Origin of the sequence: Variovorax sp. NFACC27, assembly GCF_048301545.1 — a bacterium.
GTDB lineage: Bacteria > Pseudomonadota > Gammaproteobacteria > Burkholderiales > Burkholderiaceae_C > Variovorax > Variovorax gossypii.
Genome location: NZ_CP157613.1, coordinates 816,922 through 830,743 on the forward strand (window position 1 = coordinate 816,922; position 13,822 = coordinate 830,743).

General features: G+C 69.3%; 14 protein-coding genes. 11 read left to right on the forward strand and 3 right to left on the reverse strand.

The genetic code is table 11. The features are described 5' to 3' along the window. The first annotated feature begins 59 nt into the window (after positions 1-59). From phnG to ABL840_RS03825, 11 genes are all read left to right on the forward strand, one after another. Positions 60-563 carry a phosphonate C-P lyase system protein PhnG gene (phnG, locus tag ABL840_RS03775; RefSeq protein WP_093301664.1) on the forward strand — a complete coding sequence of 168 codons (504 nt, stop codon included), beginning with the start codon at positions 60-62 and terminating at the stop codon, positions 561-563. Continuing rightward, complete coding sequence (phnH, locus tag ABL840_RS03780; RefSeq protein ID WP_093301666.1) at positions 560-1,186, forward strand: phosphonate C-P lyase system protein PhnH; 627 nt, start codon at positions 560-562, stop codon at positions 1,184-1,186. The genes phnG and phnH overlap by 4 nt, the downstream gene beginning before the upstream one ends. A 1-nt stretch (position 1,187) precedes the next feature. After that, positions 1,188-2,279 (forward strand): carbon-phosphorus lyase complex subunit PhnI, encoded by a 1,092-nt coding sequence (locus ABL840_RS03785; RefSeq protein ID WP_093301667.1) that lies wholly within the window; start codon positions 1,188-1,190, stop codon positions 2,277-2,279. Next, a complete protein-coding gene (locus tag ABL840_RS03790; protein WP_093301669.1) occupies positions 2,276-3,178 on the forward strand; it encodes an alpha-D-ribose 1-methylphosphonate 5-phosphate C-P-lyase PhnJ in 903 nt (300 codons plus the stop codon). Before ABL840_RS03785 ends, ABL840_RS03790 begins: the two co-directional genes overlap by 4 nt. Continuing rightward, the gene (gene phnK / locus ABL840_RS03795) at positions 3,175-3,963 is read left to right on the forward strand and encodes a phosphonate C-P lyase system protein PhnK (protein WP_093301670.1); all 789 of its coding nucleotides are present in this window, start codon (positions 3,175-3,177) and stop codon (positions 3,961-3,963) included. The genes ABL840_RS03790 and phnK overlap by 4 nt, the downstream gene beginning before the upstream one ends. After that, positions 3,963-4,679 carry a phosphonate C-P lyase system protein PhnL gene (phnL, locus tag ABL840_RS03800; RefSeq protein WP_093301672.1) on the forward strand — a complete coding sequence of 239 codons (717 nt, stop codon included), beginning with the start codon at positions 3,963-3,965 and terminating at the stop codon, positions 4,677-4,679. Before phnK ends, phnL begins: the two co-directional genes overlap by 1 nt. After that, positions 4,676-5,830 (forward strand): alpha-D-ribose 1-methylphosphonate 5-triphosphate diphosphatase, encoded by a 1,155-nt coding sequence (locus tag ABL840_RS03805; protein ID WP_093204038.1) that lies wholly within the window; start codon positions 4,676-4,678, stop codon positions 5,828-5,830. The genes phnL and ABL840_RS03805 overlap by 4 nt, the downstream gene beginning before the upstream one ends. A gap of 92 nt (positions 5,831-5,922) precedes the next feature. Then, positions 5,923-6,768, forward strand: coding sequence for a phosphonate ABC transporter ATP-binding protein (phnC, locus tag ABL840_RS03810; protein ID WP_093204041.1), 846 nt, complete (start codon positions 5,923-5,925; stop codon positions 6,766-6,768). 91 nt (positions 6,769-6,859) lie between these two features. After that, positions 6,860-7,807 (forward strand): phosphonate ABC transporter substrate-binding protein, encoded by a 948-nt coding sequence (phnD, locus tag ABL840_RS03815; protein ID WP_093204044.1) that lies wholly within the window; start codon positions 6,860-6,862, stop codon positions 7,805-7,807. Between the two features lie 43 nt (positions 7,808-7,850). Then, entirely contained in the window at positions 7,851-8,654 is an 804-nt protein-coding gene (gene phnE, locus ABL840_RS03820) for a phosphonate ABC transporter, permease protein PhnE (protein WP_103893588.1), read from the forward strand. A 19-nt stretch (positions 8,655-8,673) separates the two neighbouring features. Continuing rightward, positions 8,674-9,264, forward strand: coding sequence for an HD domain-containing protein (locus ABL840_RS03825; protein WP_093301675.1), 591 nt, complete (start codon positions 8,674-8,676; stop codon positions 9,262-9,264). A 6-nt stretch (positions 9,265-9,270) separates the two neighbouring features. Here ABL840_RS03825 and ABL840_RS03830 read toward each other — a convergent pair whose 3' ends face one another. Genes ABL840_RS03830 through ABL840_RS03840 form a run of 3 tightly spaced genes read right to left on the reverse strand, consistent with a single transcriptional unit; the run spans position 9,271 to position 13,735 of the window. After that, entirely contained in the window at positions 9,271-10,485 is a 1,215-nt protein-coding gene (locus tag ABL840_RS03830; RefSeq protein WP_093204051.1) for a YbdK family carboxylate-amine ligase, read from the reverse strand. Further along, on the reverse strand, positions 10,482-11,753 hold the full coding sequence (locus ABL840_RS03835) for a cation:proton antiporter (RefSeq protein WP_093204054.1): 1,272 nt from the start codon (positions 11,751-11,753) through the stop codon (positions 10,482-10,484). Before ABL840_RS03835 ends, ABL840_RS03830 begins: the two co-directional genes overlap by 4 nt. Continuing rightward, positions 11,750-13,735 carry a site-specific recombinase gene (locus ABL840_RS03840; RefSeq protein ID WP_093301676.1) on the reverse strand — a complete coding sequence of 662 codons (1,986 nt, stop codon included), beginning with the start codon at positions 13,733-13,735 and terminating at the stop codon, positions 11,750-11,752. Before ABL840_RS03840 ends, ABL840_RS03835 begins: the two co-directional genes overlap by 4 nt. Positions 13,736-13,822: the final 87 nt, after the last annotated feature.

Consider the following 13,822-nt stretch of genomic DNA (forward strand, 5'->3'; position numbering starts at 1 on the left):
CTCTCTAAGCTCGCGCCGGTTGTTGAATTTGTCTATACAACTTTGAGAGTATCACTTACATGTTTCATGCTTTTGACACGGAACCGCCCGGGCGCCCGCTGGATCGCGCCCAGTGGATGGCCACGCTGGCGCGGGCTCCGCTTGAGCTGCTCGAGCCGGCGCTCGGTGCTCATGCGCAGGGTACGCCACAGTGGCTGCGCGCGCCGGAAACCGGCCTCGTGATGGTGCAGGGCCGCGCGGGCGGCTCGGGCGAGCGCTTCAACCTCGGCGAAGTCACGGTCACGCGTTGCGCCCTGCGTCTGGGCGAGGCCGGCTCCGCGGTAGGCGTCGCCTACGTCATGGGCCGTTCGCACCGTCATGCGCAACTGGCCGCCGTGGCCGACGCGCTGCTGCAAGACCCGGAACGCCAACCGGCGCTGGATGCCCAGCTGCTCGCTCCCGTGCGCCGCCATATCCAGCAGCTGCGCGCACGCCGCCAGGCCAGCGCGCAGAGCAGCAAGGTCGAGTTCTTCACCGTCGCGCGCGAAGCCGGCGATGCCGAAGGCGAGGACGATTCCGAATGAGCGCGCTCGATCTTTCCACTCTAGGCGCCGGTTTTTCCGACGCGGCACTGGGCAGCCAGTCGGTGTTCCGCACGGCGCAGCATGCGCTGTCGCATCCCGGCCGCGTGGTCGCCCTCGCGCACGACGCGCAGACACCGTCGCGCGGCCACCCCGCTTCCGCCGCGCTGCTGCTCGCGCTGCTCGATCCCGACTGCACGCTCTGGCTCTCGCCCTCTCTGGCCGGCAGCGACGCCGCTGCCTGGCTGCGCTTCCACACCGGCTGCGTGCTGGTCGACAAGCCCGAGGCCGCGCAGTTCGCATGGGTGGCGCAGGGCGACGAATGCCCGCGCCTGGACAGCTTCGCGCAGGGCAGCGACGCCTATCCCGACCAGTCGACGACCTGCGTGGTCGACGTGGCCGGCCTCGCCGAAGGCGGTGCCGGCGCATGGACGCTGCGCGGCCCCGGCATTCGCGACAGCGAATCGGTTGCCGTCGAAGGCCTGCCGCGCACCGGCGCGACGCCCTTCGCCGCGCAGTGGTCCGCCAACCACGCGGCCTTTCCGCGCGGCGTCGACATGTTCCTGGCAGCGCCGGGGCAGATCGTCGGCCTTCCGCGCACCACGCGCATCGAGCAGGAGGCTTGAGATGTACGTTGCAGTCAAGGGCGGCGAGACCGCCATCCTCAACAGCTACAGGCTGCTGGCCGAACAGCGCCGCGGCAACGCCGACACGCCCGAGCTGTCGGTGCAGCAGATCCGCGAACAGCTCAGGCTCGCCGTCGACCGCGTGATGACCGAAGGCTCGGTGTACGACCCCGAACTCGCCGCGCTCGCCATCAAGCAGGCGGCAGGCGATGTGGTCGAGGCCATCTTCCTGCTGCGCGCCTACCGGGCCACGCTGCCGCGCCTGGGCGCCAGCGTCGCGCTCGACACGGCGCGCATGCAGCTCGACCGCCGCATCTCCGCCACTTTCAAGGACCTGCCCGGCGGCCAGGTGCTGGGCCCGACCTACGACTACACGCAGCGGCTGCTCGACTTCACGCTGCTCGCGAACGGCCAGCAGCCCACAGGCGCGCCCGCTGCGACAGCGACGGCCGAGGCTCCGGCCTTCACGCCGCGCGTGGTCGACCTGCTGAACCACGAAGGCCTGATCGAAACGCACGAGGTCCCGCCCGGCGACCCGGCCCCGGTCGACCTCACACGCACGCCGCTGCGCTTTCCTGCCGACCGCGCGACGCGCCTGCAGAACCTCGCGCGCGGCGACGAAGGCTTCCTGCTGGCCATGGCCTATTCGACGCAGCGCGGCTACTCGCACAGCCATCCCTTCGTCGGCGAGATCCGCGTGGGCACGGCCGAGCTGGAGATCGTGCCGGAGGAGCTGGGCTTCGCCATCTCCATCGGCGACATGGCGCTCACCGAATGCGAGATGGTCAACCAGTTCGCCGGCAGCAAGACCGAGCCGCCGCAGTTCACGCGCGGCTACGGCCTGGCCTTCGGCCACAGCGAGCGCAAGGCGATGGCCATGAGCCTGGTCGACCGTGCGCTGCGCGCCGAGGAACTGGGCGAGCCGGTCGAGGCGCCCGCGCAGATGCAGGAGTTCGTGCTCTCGCACAGCGACAGCCTCGAGGCCTCGGGCTTTGTGCAGCACCTGAAGTTGCCGCACTACGTCGACTTCCAGTCCGAACTCGAGCTCGTGCGAAAGATGCGCGCCAACGGCGCAGGAGAAGACCCGCAATGACCGCCGACACGACCACCACCAGCAGCAGCTACAACTTCGCCTACCTCGACGAGCGCACCAAGCGCATGATCCGCCGCGCCATCCTCAAGGCCGTGGCCATCCCCGGCTACCAGGTGCCCTTCGGCTCCCGCGAGATGCCGCTGCCCTACGGCTGGGGCACGGGCGGCATCCAGGTCACGGCCGCGGTCATCGGGCCGAAGGACGTGCTCAAGGTCATCGACCAGGGCTCGGACGACACCGTCAACGCGGTGAACATCCGCCGCTTCTTCCAGCGCACCACAGGCGTGGAAACCACCACGCGCACCGCCGATGCCACGCTGATCCAGACCCGCCACCGCATTCCCGAGGCGCCGCTCGCCGAAGGGCAGGTGATGGTCTACCAGGTGCCCGTGCCGGAACCCATGCAGCGCCTGGAGCCGCGCGAGGCCGCCACCCGCACGCTGCACGCGCTGGCCGAGTACGGTCTGATGCACGTCAAGCTCTACGAGGACATCGCGCGCTACGGCCACATCGCCACCACCTACGACTACCCGGTGCTGGTCAACGGCCGCTACGTCATGTCGCCCTCGCCGATCCCGAAGTTCGACAACCCCAAGCTGCACATGAACCCCGCGCTGCAGCTCTTCGGCGCGGGGCGCGAGAAGCGCATCTACGCCGTGCCGCCCTACACGCCGGTCGAGAGCCTGTGCTTCGACGACCACCCCTTCGAGGTGCAGCGCTGGGACGTGCCCTGCGCGCTGTGCGGAGCGACCGACAGCTTCCTGGACGAAATCATCACGGACGACCGCGGCACCCGCATGCACGTGTGCTCCGACTCCGACCACTGCCATTCGCGCCGGCAGGAGCAGCAGCAACCGGCTCCCGCGCCCCGCAGCGAACCCGAACAGGCTCTTGCATGAACGCCCCCGACACGAAATCTCCCCTGCTGCGCGTGCGCGGCATCGCCAAGCGCTACGGCGAGCGCGTGGCGCTGCACGACGCTTCCTTCGACCTCTGGCCCGGCGAGGTGCTCGCGGTGGTCGGCGAATCCGGCTCCGGCAAGTCGACGCTGCTCAATGCCATCGCCGCGCGCGACAAGCCCGATGCGGGCAGCGTCGAGTTCCAGGTGCGCGGCGGCGGCCTGCAGGAAGTGTTCACGATGACCGAGGCCCAGCAACGCATGCTCGCGCGCACCGACTGGGGCTTCGTGCACCAGAACCCGGCCGACGGCCTGCGCATGGACGTGTCGGCCGGCGCGAACGTCGGAGAGCGGCTCATGGGCCTGGGCGAGCGCCACTACGGCCGCCTGCGCGCCACCGCCGCCGAGTGGCTGGGCCGCGTCGAGATCGACCCGGCGCGCATCGACGACGCGCCGCGCACCTTCTCCGGCGGCATGCGCCAGCGCCTGCAGATCGCGCGCAACCTCGTGACGCAGCCGCGCCTGGTGTTCATGGACGAGCCCACCTCGGGCCTCGACGTGTCGGTACAGGCGCGCCTGCTCGACCTGCTGCGCCAGCTGACGCGGCAGATGCAGCTCGCGGCCATCGTCGTCACGCACGACCTGGCGGTGGCGCGCCTGCTCGCGCACCGCATGCTGGTGATGCAGCAGGGCCGCGTGGTCGAGGCCGGCCTCACCGACCAGGTGCTGGACGACCCGCAGCACGCCTACACCCAACTGCTCGTTTCCTCGGTACTGCAACCATGATGGCTCCTCCGATGCTTCAACTCCAGGGCGTGGCCAAGCGCTTCACGCTGCACCGCCAGAACAGCCTCGAGCTGCCCGTGTTCGACGACGTGGACCTGAGCGTGTCCGCCGGCGAGTGCGTGGTGCTCGACGGCGCCTCCGGCCTCGGCAAGAGCACGCTGCTCAAGCTGGTCTATGCCAACTACCGCGCGAGCGCGGGGCGCATCACCGTGCAGTCGCCGGCCGGCCCGGTCGACGTGACTCAGGCGACGCCGCGCGAGATGGTGAGCCTGCGGCGCGACACCATCGGCTACGTGAGCCAGTTCCTGCGCGTGATCCCGCGCGTGCCGGCGCTCGACGTGGTGGCCGAGCCGCTGGCCGAGGACGCGGGCGACGACCCCGCCGCGATCGAGGCCGCGCGCGAGGAAGCACGCCGCTGGCTCGCGCGCCTGCGCATTCCCGAGCGGCTGTGGCACCTGCCGCCCGCGACCTTCTCGGGCGGCGAGCAGCAGCGCATCAACATCGCCCGCAACATGATCAAGCCCAAGCCGCTGCTGCTGCTGGACGAGCCGACCGCCTCGCTCGATGCGGCCAACACCGACACCGTGATCTCGCTGATCCGCGAGGCCACCGCGCGCGGCGCGGCCACGGTGGGGATCTTTCACGATGCCGAAGTCGGCGCCGCGGTCGCGACGCGCCGTGTCGACGTGGGCGCCTTCAGGAGCGGCAGGCCATGAGCACGACGACGGTATTCGCCAACGCACGCATGGTGCTGCCGGGCGAGGTGGTTTCGGGTGCGCTCACCGTCTACGGCGGTCGCATCGCCAGCATCGACAGCGGCCCCACCGCCGAAGGCACCATCGACCTCGACGGCGACTTCCTGCTGCCCGGCCTCGTGGAAGTGCACACCGACAACTTCGAGCGTCACCTGATGCCGCGCCCGAAGGTGCATTGGGGCCCGCTGCCCGCGCTGCTGGCGCACGACGCCGAGATGGCGGCCGCCGGCATCACGACGGTGTTCGATGCGCTCGGCGTGGGCGAGGCCGACCCCGACAGCGTGCGCGGCAGCACCTGGGAGGCGACGCTGACCACGCTCGACGCCTGCGCCGCGCAGGACCTCCTGCGCGCGGACCACCACCTGCACGTGCGCTGCGAGCTGCCCGCGCCCAACACGGTCGAGCTGTTCGAGCCCTTCCATGGCCATCCGCGGTTGTCGCTGATCTCGCTGATGGACCACACGCCGGGCCAGCGGCAGTGGGAGAACATCGAGATCGCCCGCGTCTACTACACCGGCAAGAAGGGCTGGAGCGACAGCAAGTTCGACGAGCGCGTGGCGCAGGCCGGCGCGTTGCAGGCCGAGTACGCGCTGCCGCACCGGCGCTACTTCGTCGAATACTGCCGCACGCACGGCATCGCGCTCGCGAGCCACGACGACACCACGGTGGCGCACGTGGAGCAGGCGCACGCCGAGGGCGCGAGCATGTCGGAGTTCCCGACCACGCTGGCCGCGGCACGCGCCGCGCACGGGCTGGGCCTCTCGAACGTGATGGGAGGACCGAACGTGATGCGTGGCGGATCGCACTCCGGCAACGTCGCGGCGGCCGAGCTGGCGCGCCACGGGCTGCTCGACATCCTCTCCTCCGACTACGTGCCCAGCAGCCTGCTGGGCGCCGCGATGCGGCTGGTGCATGACGGGATCGTCACGCTGCCGCAGGCCGTCGGCATGGTGACGCGCACGCCGGCGCGCGCGGCACGCCTGAATGATCGCGGCGCGCTCGAGGTCGGCCTGCGCGCCGACCTGGTGCAGGTGCGCATGTGCACGCTGCCCGACGGTGCGCGGTACCCGGTGGTGCGCGGCGTGTGGCGCGAAGGCCGAAGGGTGGTCTGAACCGCCCTGACATTTCGTCGTCGCCGAAGTGTCTCCGGCTCGTCACACGGGCTGGTGAAACTGCACTTGTCTAGACGACTTTGAGACAAGCAATGAACACCCTCCTGCGCATCCGACATCTCGACAAGCACTTCGCCAACGGCCGGCACGCGCTGCGCGACATCAACATCGACGTGGCGCGCGGCGACATGGTCGCGCTCATCGGCGCCTCGGGCTCCGGCAAGTCGACCCTGCTTCGCCACATCGCGGGGCTGGTGGCGGCCGACGGCGGCTCGCAGTCGCTGGTGGAGATCGACGGATGCTGTGTGCAGAAGGGCGGGCGCATCCATCGCGACATCCGCAAGGTGCGCTCGCAGGTGGGCTTCGTGTTCCAGCAGTTCAACCTCGTCGCGCGGCTGCCGGTGCTGGTCAACGTGCTCGTGGGTTCGCTGCACCGCATGCCGTGGTGGCGTAGCCTGGCGCGCGTGTTCACCGCGCAGGAGCGCGCGCAGGCGCTCGATGCGCTGGCGCGCGTGGGCATCGCCGACTGCCATGCGCAGCGCGCCTCCACGCTATCGGGCGGGCAGCAGCAGCGCGCGGCCATCGCGCGCACGCTGGTGCAAGGCGCCAAGGTGGTGCTGGCCGACGAGCCCATCGCCTCGCTCGATCCGGAGTCCTCGCGCAAGGTCATGGAAATCCTGGCGCGCATCAACCGCGAGGACGGCTGCACCGTCATCGTCTCGCTGCACCAGGTCGATGTCGCAATGAAGTACTGCCCGCGCGTCGTTGCGCTGAACCAGGGCCGCGTGGTGTTCGACGGGCCTTCGTCCGCGCTCACGCCCGCGCTGCTGCACGAGCTGTACGGCGTGCAGGCCGAAGAGCTGCTGCGGCCTGTCGCGCCCGAGCCCGCGCCACCGGTTGCCGTGCCGTGGACGGCCCAGCCGGCAAGCGCAGTCTGATTTTCTCGGGGCGCCTCCGGGCGCCTGCCGCGTCTTTCTCTCCGTCTCCTCTTTCACTCCCTCGTTCCTCTTTCATTTCCTGGAGCCATCCATGATCAAGAAACTCATCGCCGCCGCGGCGTTCGGCCTCGGCATGGCCGGCGCGTTCGCGCAGGACACCCTCAACATGGGCCTCATCTCTACCGAGTCGTCGCAGAACCTCAAGGCCGACTGGCAACCGCTGATCGACGACCTGAGCAAGCAGACCGGCCTGAAGGTCAACGCCTTCTTCGCACCCGACTACGCCGGCATCATCGAAGGCATGCGCTTCAACAAGGTGCAGCTCGGCTGGTTCGGCAACAAGTCGGCCATGGAAGCCGTGGACCGCGCCAACGGCGAAGTGTTCGCGCAGAAGGTCAACGCCGACGGCACGCTGGGCTACTACTCCTATCTCATCGTCAACCGCGAGAGCCCGCTGCAGACGCTCGACGACGTGCTGAAGAACGCGAAGAGCCTGAGCTTCGGCAACGGCGAACCGAACTCCACCTCGGGCTACCTGGTGCCGGGCTTCTACGTCTTCGCGCAGAACAAGATCGACGCCAAGACCGCGTTCCGCATCACCCGCAGCGCCAACCACGAGGCGAACGCACTGGCCGTGGCCAACAAGCAGGTGGACGTCGCGACCAACAACAGCGAGAACCTGGAGAAGATCAAGGAACGCTTCCCCGAGAAGTACAAGGACATCCGCGTCATCTGGACCTCGCCGCTGATCCCGCTCGACCCGCTCGTGATGCGCAAGGACCTGCCCGAGGCCACGAAGACGAAGATCCGCAACTTCTTCATCAACTACGCCAAGACCGATCCGCGCGAGAAGGAGATCGTCATGAAGATCTCGAAGCTCGCGGGCTTCAAGGAATCGAGCGACAAGCAGCTGCTGCCGATCCGCCAGATCGAACTCTTCGGCCAGCGCAACAAGATCGAGGCCGATGCCGCGCTGGGCGATGCCGACAGGAAGGCGAAGCTGGCCGACATCGACAAGAAGCTGGCCGCGCTGAACTGAGCGCAGTGCAGCTTCCTTTTCGACGACCGCTCGTTCGCCTCCCATGTCCTCCTCGATCCCGATGAACCGCCCGCCGCTCGCCACGACGGCTCCCAAGCGCAACCTAGCGTGGCAGCTCTCCTGGGCCGCGCTGCTCCTGCTGCTCGCGGCCTCCTGGAATGGCGCCGACATGCGTCCGCTCGACCTCGTCCGGGACGGCGGCAACATGGCGACCTACGCCGCCGAGTTCTTCCCGCCCGACTTCACGCAGTGGCGCATCTACCTGCAGGAGATGGTGGTCACGCTGCAGATCGCGCTGTGGGGCACCGCGTTGGCGGTGGCCACGGCCGTGCCGCTGGCGCTGCTGGCCTCGGCCAACATCGTGCCGTGGTGGATCTACCAGCCGACGCGCCGCCTCATGGACAGCTGCCGCGCCATCAACGAGATGGTTTTCGCGATGCTGTTCGTGGTGGCCGTGGGCCTCGGCCCCTTCGCCGGCGTGCTGGCGCTGTGGGTGCACACCACCGGCGTGCTGGCCAAGCTCTTCTCCGAGGCGGTGGAGGCCATCGATCCGCAGCCGGTGGAGGGCATCCGCTCGACCGGCGCGAGCGCCCTGCACGAGATCGTGTACGGCGTGCTTCCGCAGGTGATGCCGCTGTGGATCTCCTTCGCGCTCTACCGCTTCGAGTCGAACGTGCGCTCGGCGTCGGTGGTGGGCATGGTCGGGGCGGGCGGCATCGGCGTGGTGCTCTGGGAAATCATCCGCGGCTTCCAGTACGCGCAGACCTGCGCCGTGATGATCATCATCGTGATCAGCGTCAGCGCGATCGACCTGGTGTCGGCGCGCATCCGCAAGGTGCTGATCTGAACAGGCAAGGACTGCTGCGATGGCATTGACCCTCGACGACATCGCCCAATTGCTGGCCGGCCCCGGCCAGCGGCAATACGGCCACGAAGCCGTGAGCCAGCTGGATCACGCGCTGCAATGCGCGGCGCTCGCGGAAGAAGCGGGCGAGACCACCGAGACGGTGGTGGCGGCGCTGCTGCACGATCTTGGTCACCTGCTCGCGCCGGGAAGCGCGCAGCAGGAGGAAGAGACATCTGAAGAGGGCGAAGCGATGCCGGCGCGCGACGACCTGCACCAGTACATCGCGCTGCCCTTTCTGCACGGGGTGTTTCCGCCGGGCGTGCTGGCGCCGATCCGCCTGCACGTGGAAGCGAAGCGCTACCTTTGCACGCAGGACGGCTACTGGGACACCCTGTCTCCCGCATCGAAGCACAGCCTGGTGCTGCAGGGCGGCCCTCACACGCAAGACGAGGCAGACGCCTTCATGCGCGAGCCATTCGCCGACGAATCGTTGCGCGTGCGCCGCTACGACGACCTGGCGAAGGTGCGGGACAAGGCGACGCCGCCGCTCGCGCATTACCTGCGGAAGATGGCGCAGGTCGCGCTGCTGCGGCAGCAGCCCGCGCCCTGACCGCGCTCAGGCCTGCCCGCGGAACCTCAACGCCGCCTGCCGCACGACTTCGGCCAGCAGCCTCTCCTTCCCCTGCTTCTCGCGAAGCCAGCGCGCGTCGTTGCGGTTCGATTCCACGCTGGTGCGCAGCTCGCCCAGCGCCTGCGTGGCGTTGAGCGCCTCGCTGTGCCATTCGAGCTGCGTCATCGTCATCAGGATGTGGTCGCGCAGCGGCATGTGCTGCCCGGTGGCCGGGTCGACGTACACCGCGTCGAGGCCGAAGCGGCAGGCCTGGAAGCGGTTGTAGGTGTAGACCAGGTAGTCGTCTTCGGTCGGCTCGAAGGGCTGCTCCTGCAGGAACCAGGCGGCCAGCGACTGCACGTAGCCCGCGAGCGCGGCGGCGCGCTCCACGGTGAGCGGCGTGTCGAACACGCGGATCTCGATGGTGCCGAACTCGGGCTTGGGGCGGATGTCCCAATAGAAGTCCTTCATGCTGCGCACGACGCCGGTGCGGGTCATGCGCTCGAAATACGCCTCGAATTCCTTCCAGCTCAGCGTGAAGGGCGCGCGGCCCGACAGCGGGAACGCGAACACCGAGTTCAGCCGCGCCGAGTCGAACTGCGTGTCCTGCCCCTGTACGAAGGGCGAGGACGCCGACAGCGCGATGAAGTGCGGGATGTAGCGCGACATGCGGTGCAGCATCAGCAGTGCCGCGTCGGCATCGGGGCAGCCGATGTGCACGTGCTGGCCGAAGATGGTGAACTGCTTGCTCAGGTAGCCGTACAGCTCCGACAGCTCGCGAAAGCGCGGCTTGTCGTAGATGCGCCGCTCGTGCCACTGCTGGAAGGCGTGCGTACCGCCGCCCACCACCGCGATGTTGAGCTTGTCGGCGTTGCGGATCAGCGCCTCGCGAATGGGCGACAGCTGCGTGATCACGTCCTGCGCCGAGTGGCAGATGTCGGTCGAGATCTCGATCATGCTCGAGGTCATCTCGGGCACCACGCTGCCGGGCAGCGGGGTCTGGGCCATCAGGCGCAGCATGTCCTCTGCATAGGGCGCGAGGTCGTAGTCGTGCGTGTTCACGAGCTGCAGCTCGAGCTCCACGCCGAGCGACAGCGCCTCCGACTTGTTGAAGGGCTCGAGCTTGACCGCGCGGCTCTCCGGGTCCGAAGGCAGCGGCGCCGAGCGGACGTCGTCGCTGTCCGGGTCGACGGGGCTGTTGTTGCTGGCTGCGGTGCTCATCGCTGCGTGTCCTCCGTGATGCTGAAGGCCTGGGGCATCCAGGGCACCGAACTCTCGCCCACCGCGTGGATGGCCAGGGTGGCGAGCACCGCGCCCACCACCTCCATCAACAGGATCGAGGGCAGGGCCACCTGCGTGATCATCGTGCCCAGCAGCGGCGAGGCGGTGGCGAAATTGGAGGCGATGAGCAGCGCGATCGACGACAGCGGCGACATCGCGCAGCCGACCCAGAAGGCCTGCTTCCAGCTCGCGCCGCTGCCGGGGTTGGCAACCGCCACGCCCGCGATCTTGGTCAGCAGGCGCACGCCGATCACGGCCAGCACCACGCTGGCCACCGGCAGCGTCCAGTCGGCCTGTGCCGCCACGATCGACACCAGCACGAACATCAGCATGGTGAGCAGCGAGGAGGCCGTGCCCAGCTGCCGCTGCCAGGCCCAGGGCTTGGGGTTCAGCGTCTTGAGCAGCACCCCGCCGATCAGCGCGGCCAGCGGCGCGGAGCCGCCGACGTGCGCGGTGAGCGCGGCGCCCGCGGCAATGATCGCCAGCAGCAGGATCGACGTGTTCTCGCTCGACGGGCTCATCACCCGCAGCGCCGAGCGCAGCGCCAGCGCCATGATCGCGCCGACCACGAAGGACAGGCCCAGCACCACCGCGATCGGGTAGAGCTTCTGCAGCATGGTCTGCGGCGCGCGCTCGATCAGCCCGGCCTGCGCGTAGCCCAGAGCCAGCGCATAGAAGGTGTTGAGCGTGGCCAGCGTCATCGCGCGCTCGGTCACGGGGCCGGCGGCGCGGGTGTCGATGATCACGCGGCTGAGCACCGCCGGCGAGGCGACGATGGCCATCAGCGCGATCGGGTTGGCCACCGGCTCGGGCAGGCCCAGCAGCGTGAGCACCCAGTACACGCCGAAGTAGGTCAGCGTGGCCTCGAGCAGGCTCTGCACCAGCACCATCGGGTTGTGGCGGAACCAGCGCAGCGGCAGCCGCCCGCCCGCCTCGAACAGCACCACGGCCGCGCCGAGCTCGAGCAGGAAGAGGCTGATGCCGCGCAGCGGCCAGATCGCGCCCTCGAAGCCGGCAAAGCCCACCACGGCGCCGACCAGCGAGTAGCCGATCACCTTGGGTAACCCCAGGTAGCGTTGCACCAGGTGGCCGGAAGCAGCGGCGGCCGCCAGCAGCAGCGACCACAGCACGGTGGGCAGGCCGGCCGAGGGGCGCACCCACTCGGACCAGAAACCCAGCAGATCGTTGAAGAAGCTCGTCAAATTCATCCAGGAAGGAAAAAGCTCACCGGGCGGCTGCGCCAGCGGGCCCAGATCGCGCTGCGGATGCGCGCGCGGTCACCGAGGCTCACGCTGTGCGCACGCAGCGCCAGGCGGAAAGCGAAATAGAAACTCACGCTCACATTGAGCGCGCCAATGACCGGGATCGCCGCCACCGCCCACCACAGCGCAGGCTGCTGCAGCACCGCCAGGCCGGTGGATGCCGCCGCGGCGGCGATCTGTCCGGCAGACAGTGTCACGTGCCGCACGTCCAGCCCGAGCCCGAAGAAACCCGCGAACGCGGGCAGCAGCCCGAGCATGAGTCCCAGCGAGATGTTGGAGGCGAAGCCTGAAATGTTGGTGCGCATGAAATCGGCCCAGCGGCGAGCCCGTGCGGCGCCGAGAAATGCGCCGATGCGGGGGTTGTAACGCATTGCAGAGTCCATTCGATGCAGGACAAAGGCGTTTTCTGTCCATCCGGCGATGATGCTGGCCGAAAACAGCAGGATGCCGGTGATTGCCGCATAAAGCGCGGTCGGGCCTGCCAGCGACAGCGATTTCAGCGTGGCCGCCGCATGGGCGGCGTCCAGCAGCGGCCGCTCCAGCGCGAACTGCGCCAGCAGCGCGATGGCCGCCACCGTCGGCACCACCACCAGCACGTTGCCCAGCACCGCCGCCACCTGCGAGCGCACCAGGTTGGCGACCTCGTCGACGAAATCGTCCACCGCCGCGTCCGACTTGATGTCGCGCAGCCGCGCCGCCATGGCCGGCGCCGTCATCGCGGGCTGCTTGGTGGCCAGCGTCAGGTGCAGCAGCTGGATCGCGACGAAGCTGGCCGCGTACATCAGCCCCGAGCCCAGGCCGCTCCAGAAGGCCGACAGCCCCAGCGCATAGATGCCGAACTTCAGCAGCACCGTGACGGCCGTGAAGGCGCCGCCGCCGGCCGCCTTCTTCACCATCCGCAGGTAGCTGGCGCGGTCGCGGGTGATGTAGTGCTCGCCGGTCTCGGCGCTGCGCTCGGTCACCTTGGCGGCCAGCATCGAGGAATTGGAGGCGATCAGCGCCCGGATGCTGTTGCGCTCGCCGCCGGCCAGCACCAGCCGGCCGACCAGCCGCGCCACGCTGGGACCGGGGTTGGGCGCCATCAGGCAGTCGAGCAGCTCGCGGATGCGCAGTACCCGCTCGCGCAGCTGGCGCAGCCGGAACACCAGGCCGACCGAGATGCCGTTGTCCTCCAGGTGCGTGTAGACCGAGGCGGCGCCGGCGCGGCAGGCATCGAGCCGGTCGCGGAAGGCCACGAAGGCGGCCTGCAGGGCCTCTTCGTCGCGCGGCTCTCCGGGGCGGTCGAACATCTGCTCGCGCAGTTCGTCCAGGTCGGCCATCAGCGCGTGGAAGGGGCGCGTCTCGCCGACAGCGTCGGTGCTCATGCGCAGGCGGAGTTCGGGCGAGAAGCCGGCGGCCACCACCTGGCTGCTGCAGTAGGTGACGGCGTCCATCACCGTGTGGCGCCAGCGCGGGGCGCCGTCTTCGTCGAGCGCCGCGTCGGCCAGCAGGGCGCCGATGCGCCCGAGCTGCGTCTCGTCGAGCAGGGCGATCCAGCCCGCGTCGAACACGCCGGGCAGCACCATGCGGAACAGGTCCGATGCGTCGGTGGTCTCGGGCGTGCCGGGCAGGATCTTGCGGCGCAGCCGTTCGCTGAGCTCGCTCGCGAAGGCGGTGCGCGGGGCGAAGCCGTAGTCGGCCAGCAGCGTGGTCAGGTCGACCGTCTGCGTGAAGGCGCGCCACCAGGCGCGAAGCCGCTCGCGCAGCTCGGGCCGCGCCTCGATGGCGTCCAGCAGCAGCTGCACGCGGCCGATGGCCGCCTGCGGCGAGGCGCGGTCGCCGCGCAGCCAGTCGAAGATGTCGATGAGCCAGATGTGGCGCTGCGCCACATCGGCCGTGGGGTCGAGGCCGGCAAGCAGCCCCTGCAAGTCGCGCGATGCGGCAGCCATGGGAGCGATCTCGTCAAGTCAAGTGCCGGGGAACACCGCGCAACCGGCATTGCCGGGCCGCAGGTGTCGCCCCCGGCGAGGGGGAGG